This is a genomic window from Streptococcus sanguinis, from assembly GCF_019929145.1.
Lineage (GTDB): Bacteria > Bacillota > Bacilli > Lactobacillales > Streptococcaceae > Streptococcus > Streptococcus sanguinis_U.
This window is the reverse complement of sequence record NZ_JAHZOW010000002.1, coordinates 253,838-269,983: the sequence shown is the minus strand read 5'-3', so window position 1 is coordinate 269,983 and position 16,146 is coordinate 253,838. Positions and strand designations below refer to the sequence as shown.

At 42.2% G+C, this 16,146-nt stretch carries 13 protein-coding genes; 9 read left to right on the top strand and 4 right to left on the bottom strand.

Annotation, left to right across the window (positions count from 1 at the left end; all coding sequences use genetic code 11):
* Window positions 1–64: 64 nt before the first annotated feature.
* The 5 genes from K1I94_RS07025 to hutG all read left to right on the top strand — a co-directional run bounded on the left by K1I94_RS07025 (window position 65) and on the right by hutG (window position 6,456).
* Window positions 65–1,738 (top strand): formate--tetrahydrofolate ligase, encoded by a 1,674-nt coding sequence (locus K1I94_RS07025; protein ID WP_223314879.1) that lies wholly within the window; start codon window positions 65–67, stop codon window positions 1,736–1,738.
* 12 nt (window positions 1,739–1,750) lie between these two features.
* The gene (locus K1I94_RS07020; RefSeq protein ID WP_223314878.1) at window positions 1,751–2,350 is read left to right on the top strand and encodes a HutD/Ves family protein; all 600 of its coding nucleotides are present in this window, start codon (window positions 1,751–1,753) and stop codon (window positions 2,348–2,350) included.
* Between the two features lie 75 nt (window positions 2,351–2,425).
* Window positions 2,426–3,778, top strand: coding sequence for an APC family permease (locus K1I94_RS07015; protein WP_125340397.1), 1,353 nt, complete (start codon window positions 2,426–2,428; stop codon window positions 3,776–3,778).
* A 5-nt stretch (window positions 3,779–3,783) separates the two neighbouring features.
* Window positions 3,784–5,325 (top strand): histidine ammonia-lyase, encoded by a 1,542-nt coding sequence (hutH, locus tag K1I94_RS07010; protein WP_223314877.1) that lies wholly within the window; start codon window positions 3,784–3,786, stop codon window positions 5,323–5,325.
* 141 nt (window positions 5,326–5,466) lie between these two features.
* Complete coding sequence (gene hutG, locus K1I94_RS07005; RefSeq protein ID WP_317627936.1) at window positions 5,467–6,456, top strand: formimidoylglutamase; 990 nt, start codon at window positions 5,467–5,469, stop codon at window positions 6,454–6,456.
* A 61-nt stretch (window positions 6,457–6,517) separates the two neighbouring features.
* On the opposite strand, the gene K1I94_RS07000 is transcribed toward hutG, so the two are convergent.
* Complete coding sequence (locus K1I94_RS07000) at window positions 6,518–9,574, bottom strand: AAA family ATPase (RefSeq protein WP_223314875.1); 3,057 nt, start codon at window positions 9,572–9,574, stop codon at window positions 6,518–6,520.
* A 160-nt stretch (window positions 9,575–9,734) separates the two neighbouring features.
* Between K1I94_RS07000 and K1I94_RS06995 the strand changes: the two genes are divergently transcribed.
* Window positions 9,735–10,556 carry a PrsW family intramembrane metalloprotease gene (locus K1I94_RS06995; RefSeq protein WP_223314874.1) on the top strand — a complete coding sequence of 274 codons (822 nt, stop codon included), beginning with the start codon at window positions 9,735–9,737 and terminating at the stop codon, window positions 10,554–10,556.
* Between the two features lie 514 nt (window positions 10,557–11,070).
* On the opposite strand, the gene K1I94_RS06990 is transcribed toward K1I94_RS06995, so the two are convergent.
* Genes K1I94_RS06990 through K1I94_RS06980 form a run of 3 tightly spaced genes read right to left on the bottom strand, consistent with a single transcriptional unit; the run spans window position 11,071 to window position 13,293 of the window.
* Window positions 11,071–11,532 carry a hypothetical protein gene (locus tag K1I94_RS06990; protein WP_002910585.1) on the bottom strand — a complete coding sequence of 154 codons (462 nt, stop codon included), beginning with the start codon at window positions 11,530–11,532 and terminating at the stop codon, window positions 11,071–11,073.
* A gap of 2 nt (window positions 11,533–11,534) precedes the next feature.
* Window positions 11,535–12,344 carry a hypothetical protein gene (locus K1I94_RS06985; protein ID WP_002910587.1) on the bottom strand — a complete coding sequence of 270 codons (810 nt, stop codon included), beginning with the start codon at window positions 12,342–12,344 and terminating at the stop codon, window positions 11,535–11,537.
* Window positions 12,322–13,293: a hypothetical protein gene (locus K1I94_RS06980; RefSeq protein WP_002910588.1), complete on the bottom strand. Its 972-nt coding sequence runs from the start codon at window positions 13,291–13,293 to the stop codon at window positions 12,322–12,324. The genes K1I94_RS06985 and K1I94_RS06980 overlap by 23 nt, the downstream gene beginning before the upstream one ends.
* A gap of 119 nt (window positions 13,294–13,412) precedes the next feature.
* Here K1I94_RS06980 and K1I94_RS06975 point away from each other — a divergent pair, with 119 nt between their 5' ends.
* The 3 genes from K1I94_RS06975 to K1I94_RS06965 are packed head-to-tail and all read left to right on the top strand — an operon-like array spanning window position 13,413 to window position 16,109.
* Window positions 13,413–13,964: a hypothetical protein gene (locus K1I94_RS06975; protein ID WP_223314873.1), complete on the top strand. Its 552-nt coding sequence runs from the start codon at window positions 13,413–13,415 to the stop codon at window positions 13,962–13,964.
* Window positions 13,933–15,090 (top strand): hypothetical protein, encoded by a 1,158-nt coding sequence (locus tag K1I94_RS06970; RefSeq protein WP_223314872.1) that lies wholly within the window; start codon window positions 13,933–13,935, stop codon window positions 15,088–15,090. The genes K1I94_RS06975 and K1I94_RS06970 overlap by 32 nt, the downstream gene beginning before the upstream one ends.
* Before the next feature lie 50 nt (window positions 15,091–15,140).
* Complete coding sequence (locus tag K1I94_RS06965; RefSeq protein WP_223314871.1) at window positions 15,141–16,109, top strand: hypothetical protein; 969 nt, start codon at window positions 15,141–15,143, stop codon at window positions 16,107–16,109.
* The last annotated feature ends 37 nt before the right edge of the window (window positions 16,110–16,146 follow it).

Here is a 16,146-nt window from a genome sequence, read left to right as displayed (position 1 = left end):
GATAAATGGAAGATAAGTCCGCTCATTCCTATGAATGGACTTCCTCTTCTCAAGAGGTAACAATATGGTTTTATCAGATATTGAAATTGCGAATTCGGTTCAAATGAAGCCCATCAAAGAGGTGGCAGAAAAGCTAGGAATTGCTGAGGACGCCTTGTCTCTTTATGGAAATTACAAGGCAAAAATCAGTGCTGGCCAACTGGAAGCCTTAAAAGACAAGCCAGACGGCAAACTGATTCTCGTGACAGCTATTTCTCCAACACCAGCCGGAGAAGGCAAGACCACGACTTCTGTCGGATTGGTCGATGCTTTGGCTGCTATCGGTAAAAAAGCCGTTATCGCTCTGCGGGAACCTTCACTCGGACCTGTCTTTGGTATCAAGGGCGGAGCTGCTGGCGGTGGGCACGCTCAGGTTGTACCCATGGAGGATATCAACCTCCACTTCACTGGTGACTTTCATGCCATCGGTGTTGCCAACAATCTGCTGGCGGCCCTCATTGACAACCACATCCACCATGGCAATGCCTTAGGCATTGATTCTCGCCGCATCACTTGGAAGCGGGCAGTAGATATGAATGACCGGCAACTGCGCCACATCGTAGACGGCTTGCAAGGTAAAGTCAACGGTGTTCCGCGTGAAGATGGGTTTGATATTACAGTTGCTTCTGAGGTTATGGCTATTCTCTGTCTGTCAGAAAATATTACCGATCTCAAGAACCGCTTGGAAAAAATTATCATTGGCTACAGCTTTGAAGGTAAGCCAGTAACTGCCAAGGACTTGAAAGCTGGTGGCGCTATGGCTGCTGTGCTCAAAGACGCTATCCATCCAAACCTGGTTCAAACTCTGGAACACACGCCAGCCTTGATTCACGGCGGACCTTTCGCCAACATTGCCCATGGCTGTAACAGTGTCCTAGCTACCAAGCTGGCTCTCAAATATGCCGACTATGCAGTCACAGAAGCTGGTTTCGGTGCTGACCTGGGTGCTGAAAAATTCATTGATATCAAGTGTCGTACATCTGGACTTCGTCCAGCAGCTGTAGTTCTGGTCGCTACCATCCGTGCTCTCAAGATGCACGGCGGTGTGGCTAAGAGTGATCTGGCTGAAGAAAATGTCCAAGCCGTTGTAGATGGACTGCCAAACTTGGAAAAACATCTGGAAAACATTCAAGATGTTTATGGATTGCCAGCAGTCGTTGCCATCAATAAATTCCCGCTGGATACCGAAGCAGAATTGCAAGCAGTTTATGACGCCTGCCAAAAACGCGGCGTTGACGTCGTGATTTCCGACGTTTGGGCAAATGGCGGAACCGGTGGCAAAGAGTTGGCTGAAAAAGTCGTGGAACTGGCCGAAGGAGACAATCACTTCCAATTTGTATATAATGAAGAGGACTCCATTGAGACCAAGCTGAACAAAATTGTTACTAAGGTCTATGGAGGCAAGGGCGTTCGCCTGACTCCTGCTGCTAAACGCGAGCTCAAACAACTGGAAGAGCTGGGCTTCTCCAACTATCCTATCTGTATGGCTAAGACTCAGTACTCTTTCTCAGATGATGCTAAAAAGCTAGGTGCGCCTAAAGACTTTGTTGTGACTATCAGCCAGCTCAAAGTTTCTGCTGGTGCAGGCTTTATCGTTGCTCTGACTGGTGCAATCATGACCATGCCAGGGCTGCCTAAAGTGCCAGCCAGCGAAAAGATTGATGTTGACAAAGACGGCAATATCAGCGGTTTGTTCTAATAAATACCAAAAATGACAAATGTAACCCTTCTAAGAGTAAATGATTTTCAAGTTTCCGATTGGTCGGGGGGAAAGACAAAACAGCTTTATCTTTCCCCGCCAACTGGCCACTATGGCAAACGGAACTTTGACTATCGACTCTCAACAGCGACTGTGGAGTTGGCTGAAAGTCAGTTTTCTGACCTCAGCGGCTTTCACCGCATTCTCATGAGCCTGGACCACACACTTCATCTCCACAATGCCAGCCGGCAGGAGGAAACGGTTCTAGCTCCCTTTACTCCCTATGTCTTTGAAGGGAGTGATTCTATCACAAGTCGGGGGACTTGTACCGACTTTAACTTAATCTACAGCGACCATTATCAGGGACAGATGATTGCCATTTCGGATAAACAAGAACTTGTCCGAGATGAAGAGATTCAATTTATCTATGCCTTAGGTGATTTAACGGTGACTGGAACAAACCTGCCAGCACTTAACCTAGAGGCAGAGCAGCTTCTGATAGTGGAAAAAGAGACTCAGGAAACTGAGCTGCATATAATGTTTTCGAGTAACCAGCCAAAGGGAACGCCCCTTGCTATATGGGCTGGTTTGACCCACATCCCTACTAAGTAAAGATACCATGATGCTTTGTCACCATTCTATCTTTACTTGGAAAGGATCCCATATCTCTAAAGGAGAAACATTATTATGGATGCAACTAAACTCACTGCACAAGAACAAGAACAGGAAAAAGCGAAATTCAGCTTTTCCGGTGCAACTCTCTACGGTATCAATGCCGTTATCGGATCAGGGATTTTCCTCCTACCGCAAAAGATTTATAAAGGACTTGGTCCTGCCTCTCTAGCTGTCATGCTTGGAACTGCCCTTCTCGTTATTCTCCTAGCCGTCTGCTTGGCAGAAACTGCTGGTTATTTTAATAAAAATGGCGGAGCCTTCCAATATTCTAAAGCAGCCTTTGGAGACTTTGTCGGATTTAATGTTGGCTTCCTAGGCTGGGCAGTTACCATCATCGCTTGGTCTGCTATGGCAGCAGGATTTGCGAGACTTTTTGTCATTACTTTTAAATCCTTTGCCCCCTATGAACTTCTGCTCAGTGTGAGCCTGATTATTTTGCTCAGTCTAATGAATATATCAGGTCTTAAGACTTCCAAAATGTTCACCTTGACCGCAACCGTAGCAAAGCTCATCCCAATTGTCGCTTTCAGTCTATGTGCGATTTTCTTCATCAAAGGAGGAATTGACAAAGGAAACTTCACTCCGTTTCTTCAGCTAGAACCTGGCGTAGATATCATGAAAGCTATCTCTAGTACAGCCATTTATATCTTCTACGGATTTATCGGATTTGAAACCATGTCTATCGTTGCTGGTGAAATGCGCAATCCGGAAAAGAATGTACCTCGGGCTATTTTGGGCTCTATCAGTATTGTCTCTGTTCTCTATATGCTGATTATCGCAGGAACTATCGCCATGTTAGGCAGCCGTATCCTGCAAACAGATGCCTCTGTACAAGACGCCTTTGTAGAGATGATTGGCCCTGTTGGAGCATGGATTGTTTCTATCGGAGCGCTGATTTCTATTGCTGGACTTAACATCGGGGAATCTATCATGGTCCCACGTTATGGTGCAGCTATCGCAAATGAAGGTTTGCTTCCTAAGAAAATTGCAGAAACCAACTCTAAAAATGCCCCTATTGTTGCTATTATTATTTCAGGAATCCTGGCCATCGCCCTGCTCTTCTCTGGTAAATTTGAAGAATTAGCAGCTCTCAGTGTGGTCTTCCGCTTCTTCCAATACATCCCAACTGCTCTAGCTGTACTAGTATTAAGAAAGAAATATCCAGATAAGAAAGTGGTCTTCCGCGTTCCATTTGGTCCAGTAATTCCAATTTTGGCGGTTCTAGTCAGTCTCGTCATGATTTGGGGTGAAAACCCAATGAACTATGTCTACGGCCTCATCGGTGTCCTTATCGCCAGTGCAGTATACTTTATCTATATAGTACTGATTTGTAAAAATAAAGTTCTTGAACAAGAAGGAGAATGAATCTTATGACACATGTAATCAATTTGGATGGCGAACACCTTACTTTAGAAGACGTCATCGCAGTAGCCCGTCATAGAGCCACCTGCGAAATCGACCAAGAAGCTAAAAAAGCAGTAGAAGCTTCCCGCAAAATCGTAGATGACATCGTCCGCGAAAAGCGGGTCGTATACGGTGTTACAACTGGCTTTGGCTCTCTCTGTAATGTCAGCATCTCACCAGAAGATACGACTCAACTGCAAGAAAACCTAATCCGTACGCACTCTTCAGGCTTTGGTGATCCCCTACCTGAAGATGCAGTCCGTGCGATTATGTTAATTCGGATTAATTCCTTGGTCAAGGGCTATTCTGGTATCCGTCTCTCTACTGTTGAAAAACTCCTAGAATTACTTAATAAAGGCGTTGTCCCTTACATTCCGGAAAAAGGATCTCTCGGTGCTTCTGGTGACTTGGCACCGCTGGCTCACATGGTTCTGCCTATGCTAGGACTGGGTCGTGCTTACTATCAAGGTGAATTGCTCTCTGGACAAGAAGCTTTGGACAAGGCCGGCATCGAAAAAATTGCTCTAGCAGCCAAGGAAGGGCTGGCGCTGATTAACGGAACGACTGTCCTGACAGGTATCGGAGCGCTGGCTACCTACGATGCCATCCAGCTTCTTAAACTGTCAGATGTCGCTGGTGCTCTTTCCATGGAAGTCCACAATGGTATTACCAGTCCATTTGAAGAAGACTTACATACCATCCGTCCTCAGAGCGGACAGCTGGCTACAGCCCGCAATATCCGCAACCTTCTGGAAGGCAGTGGAAATACGACCGTAGCCACTCAACAACGGGTCCAAGACCCTTACACCCTGCGTTGTATTCCGCAGATTCATGGTGCCAGCAAGGACTCTATCGCTTATGTCAAGACCAAGGTTGAGATTGAGATCAACTCCGTTACAGATAACCCTATCATTACTAAGGAAGGCCATGTTATCTCAGGCGGTAACTTCCACGGAGAACCAATGGCTCAGCCATTCGACTTCCTCGGTATCGCTATTTCTGAAATCGGAAATGTATCCGAGCGTCGTGTTGAACGTCTGGTCAACAGCCAACTGAGCAAGCTACCATCCTTCTTGGTCAAACACCCAGGACTCAACTCTGGCTTTATGATTACCCAGTATGCTTGTGCTTCGCTTGCTTCTGAAAACAAGGTCTTGTCTCATCCAGCCAGCGTAGACTCTATCCCATCTTGTGAAAACCAAGAAGACTTTGTCAGCATGGGAACTACCGCAGCACGCAAGGCAGCTGAGATTCTCAAGAATTCTCGCCGCATCGTGGCAACAGAAATCATGGCAGCCTGCCAAGCTCTGGATCTGAAACCAGGAAACCATGAACTTGGTAAAGGAACCAAGCCAGCCTACGACCTCTTCCGTCAGCATGTCCGCTTTATCGAGTTTGATAAGGATATCGAAATCTATGAAGAACTCAACAAGGCTTCTGAGCTGATTGAAAACGAAGAATTCCTAGCAGCCGTTGAAAAGGCTGTGGACTTGAGCATTCACTTCTAAAGCTGATGCCTCTGTAAAAAGCTAACCTAAGAAGCCCGCTCTCATGCAGCTGGGCTTCTTTTCCCGCCAAAAGTCATTGACAGGCTTGGCGGAAACTCTTATAATAAAGTCGCAAGTATCGTTATGGAAAAGGACAAAATCATGTTAGAAGATTACTATCAGCTAGATAACAGCTACTATCATAAGAGACTAGACGATGATTTATATGCTGCCAAATGGGGTATGGTTATTAAGTTTTTGGACTTAAATGATCCCCACTTAAAACCCTTTGACGGGGTCAACTTTGCCTTGATTGGCTTCAAGAGTGACAAAGGGGTTTATATCAACCACGGCCGAGTGGGGGCTGTCGAAGGACCACAAGCTATCCGAACTCAGCTGGCCAAGCTTCCTTGGCATCTTGGCAGAAACGTCCGCGTCTTTGATGTTGGCGATATTGACGGTCCTAACCGCTCTCTGGAGCAGCTGCAGCAAAGCTTGGCTCGGGCAGTCAAACGTCTGCGAGAGCTCAATCTCCGGCCTATTGTCCTAGGAGGCGGCCACGAAACAGCCTACGGCCACTATCTAGGTCTCAAGTCATCACTAGCATCTGACCAAGACTTGGCCGTTATCAATATGGATGCCCACTTTGATTTGCGTCCCTATGACCAGACTGGTCCTAACTCTGGCACCGGTTTTCGCCAGATGTTCGATGACACTCTGGCTCAGAAGCAGGCCTTTAACTACCTCATTCTAGGGATTCAGGAGCACAATAACAATCTCTTTCTCTTTGACTTTGTGGCAAAATCCAAGGCTATCCAGTTCCTGACTGGAATGGATATGTACCAAATGGGTTACAAGGAAGTCTGCAAAGCGGTCGATGTCTTTCTGGCCGGCAAGGAGCAGGTCTATTTGACCATTGATATTGACTGCTTTGCAGCTGGTGCAGCGCCTGGTGTCAGTGCCATTCAGTCGTTAGGAGTAGACCCAAATCTAGCGGTTTTGGTCTTCCAGCATATCGCCGCGTCAGGCAAACTGATCGGCTTTGATATCGTCGAAGTCTCTCCACCTCACGATATAGACAACCATACGGCTAATCTGGCAGCCAGCTTTGTCTTTTACCTGACCCAAGTCTGGGCACAAGCACATGACTAACGGGGATTTAAAAACTTCATTACAAACATCAAAAGAGGATGAACATTGCTTTCATCCTCTCTTATTTTGTGTTTAATGCCTGAGATAAGCCTTGGCATAAGTTTTCTAATTCCTTTAGCTGATGACGATCCCGGTAGGGATTGAGCTGGCTTTTGGCCGTTTCATAGTAGGTCTCAAAGTCCTGATTCAGCAAGTTTTCAAAGTCTGCATTCTGCAAACTGCCAGTCAGCAGACGATACTTAATCACAGCCATCAGATAGTAGATCAGCCCCTTGTCCCGCGGATTTCCGTAGCGACTTATAAGACCATCCTTTTTCCGCAGCAGATCAAGCACCGGCTGGTAGTCTCTCTTCTCACAGCCAATCAAGGCCAAATAAACTTCTAACTGGGTCTCTTTCCAAGGGAAGCTAAGGGACTTCAGAGCTGTTTTCGCCTTGAGGAAAATCCGCTCCGCCTGCTCATAATCTTTCAGCTGATAATAGGTCATACCCAAGCCGATGTAGAAAGCAAAAATCGAAGGCTCTGCTGTTTTATTTTCTGTCAACTTAATGGCCTCCTTCTGATGAGCCAGAGATGCCGTAAAATTCCCGCGAATCTGCTCAATCTCTGCCAAATAGTCTAGAGCCGCCGCAATCTGAATCGAGTACTTGGAACGCAGCGAAGCCGTCAAGCTGAAACAGTCGATAGACTGGTAGAGATGGTGGAGCGACTGCTCCTCATCCCCAATCATGAGATGATAGAGCCCCTTGAGCCGGAGATTGATGGCAATGGCTTCGTGATTGTTGGCCTGGACCGAAGCATCCAGAGCCAATTCCGTATAGTAGCGCATCTCAGGGATATTCTCCGTCTGGATGCAGTAGTAAATCATCTGCCGATAGCCTTCTAGGAGAAACTCCATCTGCTGCAGCTCCTTGGCCGAAGCAATCACCTGCTGGATATTGTCCATCCCCTGCTGGTAATCCCCTGTCCGGATGGCATAGCGCCCTTCTAGATAGAGAAAGCGGAGAACCAATAGCTGAAAATCCTTGTGATTCTGGTGTTTTCTCTCTAAGCCCTCTATCTCCCGACGGATACGGTCAAACTGGTCTAAAACCACTGACTGATTGCTATCATCCGTCTTTTCAATAAAGCCAAACTCCCGTGAATAAATCGGAAAGAGCTCATGATGAAACTGCAAGGTAGCCTCAAGATAATGCAGCTCGTACTCCAGAGACTTAATGGGCTGCTTGGACAGCTTGTAGTGATAGGCGATTTCATTGAGCAGCTGGGCATGATAGAGAGAGTCTCCCAGCTGGTCTTCCATGCCTTGGGCAATCTGGTGATGCAGCATTCGCTTCTTGGCAAGCGATAAACGCTCATAGGCATAGATTCTCAGAAGCTCCTGGCTGAACCGCACCACCAAGTCCTCGCCCTGCTCCTCTTCCATCAAGAGCTGCTTCTGTCCAAACTCCTCAGTGATTTCGACCACTTCTTCCATCGGCAAACCTAGTAGCCTAGCTAAGAGCGAAACCGACGCAGGAGCCCTAAAGCAAGCCAGATAGTCTACCAACTCCTCCTCTTGGCTGCTCAGGTAATCCAACTTCAGAGACAGCTTGGCCTTGATGGCCGGAGTCAGCGGATGAAACTTCTCTCCTCGCAGGAGCTGCTCAGCGTATTCCGACAGGAAGAAAGGGATACCTTGACTGACCCGATAAATATCCTCAAGGCGTGCTTCAGACATGGCTAGATGACCTGTCTGGGCTTGCAAGTAAGCCACACTATCTTTAAAATTCAGCGGCTGCAGCTCAATAAAGCCTAGCTTATAGCGTACCAGCAGATGATTGAAAAAATGTTCCAAATAAGAAGGGGTGCTCAGATGCTTGGTCAGCACAAAGGCAACAGGATAGCCAGTCAAATGATTCATGACCTGCTCCAAGACAGCAACACTGGCCTTATCCATCCAGTGACAGTCCTCAATCAAGACAATCAAAGCCTTTTTCTTAGAAATCTTCTGCAGAATATCCACCACAAACTGAGCCAGCTTGTCCGCATCCAACTGAAGATCTGAAGCGCCTCCTGTCAAAATGGGAAAATAACTCTCCAAAATGACCTGCCACTGGTTGATAGAGAGAATCTGGTGCTGAATGACCAAGTCGCCCAAGCCGTCCAGCAAGCCACGCCAAGGCTGCAACTCTGCCTTCATCTCTTCCTTGAAGCACTCCGCCATGACAATCTGGAAATACTTGGTCTGATTGGCCAGTACTTGACGAGTCACTGTCCGCTTTCCGACACCAGTACCACCGACTAGAACCAGAGCACGCGCCTCCTGAGTCTCTATCACTTTGGAGAAATAAGATTCCAAACGTTTGATTTCATCGACCCGCCCGAAAAAGTGATCCGTATTGCGCAGAAACTGCTTGGTCTTGCGCTCGCTACGGTCCTTAGCAAGCACTTCATGATATAGTTGCTGGATAGGTTCCGTAGGACTAATGCCCAGTTCCTTATCCAAAATATTGACCAATTTATAATAAGTCTCTATCACCTTGCCTGGCCGATCATGATCCTGATAGAGCTTCATGAGCAGATGGTAATTCTTCTCATCAAACTCATCAATGCTGATCAAGCGGCGCAAATTCCGCTCAGCCTCTTCCAAATCCAGCTGGTCTTTTTCTGTTTCCAGCTGTTGGTAGCAGGCTTGGATATAAAGCTGCTCATATCGCGTCCGCATCTTGGAAACCCAATAATCAAAGGCCTCGCTGTCCTTAAGATAGAAGCCCTGCAGAAAATCCCCCTGATAGAGCGACAGATGCTCCGCAGGATGGCTCATAAAAAGTTCTACATCACTTTCAATCGCACACTCGGGATTAAGCGACAGCACAGTCCGGTTGGGAGCGACAATCCATTCCCCACCTAGTAGCTTGTTAGCTTGATAAATGGTATTGCGCAGATTCTTTTTGGCAGTTTGATTATCCTTGTTTTCCCAGAGGATTCCTGCAATCTCCTCCCGATTGACTGCACCATTGATGTGGAGATAGTAAAGCAGAGCATTGATTTTAGCAAAAGGAAAAAAGACTTCCTCCTGATTGAGAAAGACACTCGAACTTCCCAGCAATTTCAACCTCAACTGATTTTTCGTCATGCAAACGCCTCCAAGAAACCTTATAGAACTAATATAAACAAAAAGAGACAGTTTGGCAAGTAAAGTATTATACTAGCCCTTAATTTCCAGTTTTTAAATTGGTTTTATTTAGGATTTTTTTGTTATACTAGGATGAAAATAAAATTTTAGAAAGTTACTTATGAAGAAAAATATTGTTCTTTTCATTTTTCTCCTTCTGAGCGCGATTGGCTTAGAATACGAGACACAAGCCTATACTACTGGCAGTATGTCAGGTACTTCCTATGGGATTGTCGGACTGTCAGCCCTCTTGGCTCTGCTCTATATCGTCCCTGCCCTGCTCTTGATTCGTCAACTGGGAAAAAAATGGCAGACTCCTGCACTTAGCCTTGGGGTAGCTCTGCTAGGCGGCCTTTTCATCTCTGGCTGGATCTCTGGCTTGGCCAATACCTATATCCACGAGTGGGTCAGCACTAGCTTCCCCAATACTCTGCTCAGCGACCTAGAAAATGCTATCGCAGCTCCGCTGGTTGAAGAACCCCTCAAGCTGTTGGCAGTTGCCTTCGCTGTCTATCTAGTCCCAGTCAAAAAGCTCAAATCCTTCTTGATGCTGGGTATAACGGCCGGCATGGGCTTTCAGATTAGCGAAGATTTCTCTTATATCCTCTCTGACCTGCCCGAAGGCTTCTCCTTCACTATCTCTGGTATCCTAGGCCGCATCACTGGCGGCGTCGCCTCTCACTGGCTCTACACCGCCCTGACCACTCTCGGTCTGGCACTCATGCTGCGCTATGCTAAAACTCAGAAAAACTACTTCCGAGTGGGGCTCTTCTACTTCCTAGCAGCTTTCGTTCTCCACTTCTTCTGGAACTCACCGCTGACTGCTATCGAAACGGATATCCCAATCATCGTACCGGCTATGACTGCTCTGGCTGTCTTTATCTTTTACCAAGCCTACCGAACAGCCCATAAAATTGACCAAGAAGAATTGGAAGTGGAATGATACCAAAAAAACGACCGTTAGGGTCGTTTTTTTTTGTTGCTTATTATAAAGACGTCTTTATCTAATACTATTATTCAGCAAGTAGGGTGCGACGAGTTTTATCTACTAAACTACTATACTGATTCTCTTGTTTATGTAAGTTTCTCAAACTTTGATAATTTACTATTACAATGGCTAATAAACAGAATTGACGGACATTGTACAATAAACCAATCTGGTTATACTGCAATAATACTTTAAAAATATTTTTAAAATAGAAGAGAGCCACGACGCAATAGATCATACAAAGAAACATTTGCAGAAATGCTAAAAATTCTAAGTTCTTGTGCAGTAGAATACGTTTCAGAATAAATAACAACACCAAAACAAGCGAGATTGACCATGACATCGATACTAGCAAGTCCAGATTAGAATGATTAATACTATCAACTGATTTCAAATCTGAGATTGACATAAAAACTTTATCATCAATCACTGCAGTAGACATCCAAGATATTCTTTTTGATATAAAGCATTAATTATTTCTCTTAACTCTTTCTTTTAAAAAATGCAATTCCTTAAAAATGTATATAAGAAAAATAATTTGACACAAGTAAAATCCCCAATCTAGTTTATAAATATCTATCTGAATCGTGATGGAGAATATAGTATAAATCATTAAAGTAAAGCTAGTTAAGAAAAATAGAAAAGATTGTAAACTAGCTAAAAAAGGATATCCTCTATTTTTTAAAATGAATTTTAATAAAACGGCTAATGAAGGAAGTACTGAGAGAAAAATAAAAGAATTCTTAAAATAGGAATTACTCCAACCTTCAAATTCTTTCCCTCCAAAAATAGAGTTGTTATTTTGAAAAAGATAAACTTGTGATGTTTTATCATTTAAAAAAGGTAGACCAACAATAGCCAAATAAAGTACAATCAATAGTCCAATCTCCCAAGGAAATGTTAATTTATCTACGTTTTTTTCCTCTGACATCTTTATCTCCCTTCTCTAATTTTTCCTTGTTCAACCACAACAAAATCTCCGTTAGTTTCATCAATAGTCCCAAAGACATAGGCTCCATCAGGTAAGCTTAATTGTTCTAGTAACTGTTGGATTTGGTCTCTCATAGAAAAATGTTCCTTGTATCTTTCTTCTGGCAAGATAATTTGAACATAAACTGCGCTATGTGATAAGGCATCATTTAAAGGCAAATCGTACAATTCTTTAAGAATAGAATGTCTATTCCTAACGGCATCTCTCATACGATCGCTATACCAGAGTATACCTTCAACAAACATATCTTGGTCGGATAGAGTGCTTCTTAACTTAACAGATACCCCTCTTAAATCTGAAGCCTGATTTAACTTTCTCGTCAGAGACTCTTCCAACTTGATTCGCTCAGGATTGATTTCTAAAGTTTTTTCAATAATTGGCGCATATACTCTCATAGATTCATCATAAGTCGCTCCTAACTCAAACATAGGGCCCTTCCTCTCGTCTACATCCATCTTGTCGAAATAAGGCATGACTAATTGTTTGAAGCGGACCGATTTTTTTACAGGAACAGAGATGGTTTTGTCCTTAATTTTTTCAGTATAGATATAATTGACATCTATGCCCCAATTTTGTTCAGCCCAGGAAAATCCTGTTATCTTAACATCTCCCCAAAAATTACGATTGGCGTAAAAGCCTTTGAGATTAGCTTCTAGATTCCGATAGAAGAATAAAGCTGAGACTACTAGAAAACATACAAGTACCATGAAACTTTTTCTCTTGTCCGTATCAATCTTTAAATTCTTTTTCAATGGCTTCCTCCTTAATGACTTGCTTGAAGTCCTCTTCTGTACGGATTATTTCTTCTTTGCCACTCTTTGTATACTTCTCGTCAATGCTCCAGTAAAAAGAGTCGGCATCGGGGAAGAACATTTTTGTTAGGGTGATGCTATCGTTGAGAGTCATGTTTTCTTTTAAAACGACTATAAAGCCGTATTTCTTCAATATTGAAAGTGTCAGGCTATCCTCTGGTTTACTATCACTATCCGTTAAACGTGATTGGTAATCGTTCTTTTTATAACTAAACAAAGTGGGCCAATAGATGGATACATTTTTTCTATCATCCTTATATGCCTCTGTAATAAATGTTGGACTTGAAAGTACTCGATAGAACCCTCCATATCCAAAACGAATTTCTTCTTTGGGCTGTTTTTTTGTTGCTTTTTTACTGGTTAGGTTTACATAGATTTCATCATTGTCTTTTATCTGGATTTTTACATATTCATCTTTTCCATCAGAATACATAAGATTATCCATCTCGCCTTCTATGGTGACATAACCCATATCTTGAACGAGTTTCAAGACATCAATCGTTTGGCCATCTCCTTGCTCCTGACCCAGTTTATAATAACGAATTCGGAAGTATTCTTCTTTGTCCTTTGCTTTCAGTCTACCTCCATACTGCTTGGAATCCTGAAATGCTAAAAATTTCCGTCCGACAGCGAAATCATAGTAACTCCACCCGTCACTCTCTTTAAAAGAAAGAGCAATCATAGGGAATTCTGGCTCAGTCTCACCAATAGTTGTATAATTTGTTAAACGCTGATTCTTTCCTTTATAGACATAATTTTGTTCTTTTGCCACATAAGCAGTTTCTTTTGTGAAAAAGAAAGAACAAGTACCAGCGACCAAAAAAATGACCAGTGCGGCTAAAGCATAAATCTGCCACATCTGCCAAGAGAAATTCTCTAGCTTCTTCATCCTATTCTCCTTTTAGATAGATTATGGACTATTATATCATTTTTTTATAAGATTTCTGCTAAAAGTAAAAGAAAAGTATGATAAAATGGTGTTATTCTATTTTTATAAAGGAAGCGAATATGAATCAAACACCTCTCAAAAAAATTATAAAAATTTCTAGTTTCTTTTTATTGACTCTGATGACCTACATTATATACTATCAAGCCCTCAATCCCTATTCTGTAAAGAAGTTTGAGGACAACAAAAATATCAATCAGACTGAGCAAGAATCTACATATCGAATAGGTTCTAGTCAGGTAAATGATTTTCAGAAAATTGGTAATTTTGCTTTGGCAATCGATAAGTCTGGAGAAGTCCAGAGGAAAGACGGTTATATTATTGCCCAAAATTACCGTCTCCCTAAGGATTCTTATTCAGACGAAGGGAAGGTCTTTTATGATAAAAAAAATACGAAGTATTTTTATCAGATTGATATTTACAAAGAGGATGAAGGTATTCAGTCATTAAGAAAGGTTGATATACGAGCTCTCTTTCTTAAAGAAAAGAAAAAATATAGCATTAAAAGTACAGCGAAATTAGACGTGTTTGACACATCTCCAGATGCACCCTATATAGAAATAGAGCTGGAAGAAATAGAAGGTGATTACAAAAAAATCTTCACTGATTATTGATTTAAATACTTTAAAGAGCCGGATTACCCACTATCTAGGAGCATCACAAGAAGAAATTCTAACTGCTAATGGTAATAGTGAATTAACAATTGCTCGAACGAATCCTGTCTTTACTGAACGTTTAAAGAGTTTGAGCTTTGTTGTTGAAGATCAAAAGGGTGTAAACAATTATGATAAAAAAGCAACTCAAACCCCAGACGATGTAATTACGATGAGACCTTATCAAGGTGGTGAACTAATCAATCTCTACCAAGAATATCCCCATGTCCTCGAAATGGCCAAGAGAGGTAGTTTTACTATCTATCCGATATTTAAATATAATGAGGATTCAACTGAACAAGCTTCTAATTTTGCTAATCTCTTTAATTACCCAGGCGAAGAATCTTTTTGGTCTGCTCAAAAGAAACAAGACTATGAAATAGAACAAACCTTAAAACAGAAGAAAGATCTCTCAACACCACTTACTTATAGCTTGCTTATAAAGAATGCAAAAGAAGAAGGTAAGCTCAATTGGACAGAAGGACTTATCCCGATTGGATTTGATATTGATAGTGAGGAAATAGTTACTGTTGACTTTAAAAAAGGTCCGGTTTATACACAGTATCTTGACCTATATAGCCATATTAAAGCAATCGGAGAACTATCTGATTTTCGGTCTGTGTTCACTTCACTAAATCAAGCTAGTTTCGACCAGTCCAAGAATTATGGGCTAGGTATACATTCTATAAATAGCTACAGAAATCTTATTGAGCAGTCTAAACAGACTAAAACAACCGGTCCACTATATATTAATTGGCTCCAATATAAACCAAACACCCCTTTATCTGAATCTGACATGAATACAGTCAAGGGGATTGTGGAGCAGGGTCCCTTGTACGAAATCTTCTCTGTATTTAGTTTGGAAGACAGACAAATGACGATTAGTCAGGCTACAACTACTGACAATCTTGTGGCAGGAGAAACGCCTGTAATGGTTCAAAATGGCAACCAGGTTCTTCCTCCTCTGCAGTTTCAGGCAAATAATCTTCCTAGCTTGAGTCATGATGAAATGATTAAGTCTGGACGAATTGTTTATGTTCTTATAGATGGTCAGCTTCGTCAAGTAAAAGTTCCGGAGGAAAAATAAGTGATTCAGATAGTTACAAAAATAAAAAAATGTTCCGAAATAAAATCTTTTTGAATATTGGTGGATATACTTTAGCCTTTGCAATTGATTTGTTTTTAGCCTCTTATGTTACTGAAAAGCAAAAAACGACTATACACTCTAAACAAAATCAGACCAAACAGCAAGAAGTCGATGGAAATAAGCTGGATAAGGACATGACATTTAAAATAGAGAAGCTAGGAGATAATCTCTATACGGTCAAAAATCCTAATTTGGCCATCTTGTCTGATAAGTATATCTTACAGCAAGAAATGAATTATCCCGACACAACTTTTTACTACGATAGTTACCAAAAATTTGTCCAAGATGAGAAAAAGAATAACCATATAAAAATTAGCCTTTTAAACCAGTCTGAAGAGACTTATAAAGACTATGACCTGCTTCAGTTAACTCAAAAAATAAATAGCCAAGCCATTCCAGGTAAAGTAAGTCATCAACTGTATCAAGATCCTCAAGATGGGCAACTATATTTTGCCTTTGAAGTGTATATACTAGGTGGGACAAACGAAAGTAACTACTCTAATTCAGAGAGTACGCCTCTTATTCAGACTCTCTATACTAATATTGAAAATGGTCAGACTTTTTCTCTGAATCACTATTTCAAAGCTCTGACAGTTCACGACAAGCGACCTATTTATACTGCTACTGATTTGGATGATAAACTAAATCAGTACGGACTGGTCTTAGCTAATAAGCCGAATAACTATACTCTCATTGAAGGAGAAAAGGATTTAAATATCAAGAGCTTAAAAGTAAGTAAAGAATTACCTGATGTAGAAAAGAAAATTAGCACCGGTTGGAGCTTAATGATAACTGGTGATGATTCTTATGAAAAAAGTCTGAGTCTTCTGGCTTATGAAGGGGAGATAGATCTCTATACAAATGTCAAATTAGATGGTTTTTATTCATCTGATAAGCAAGACCATCTCTTGAAATCTTATCAAGATTTTCTGGGACTATATCAAGAAAATAATCAATAACCAAATTATCTTCATTAAATGATGAGTTTCTTTAGAT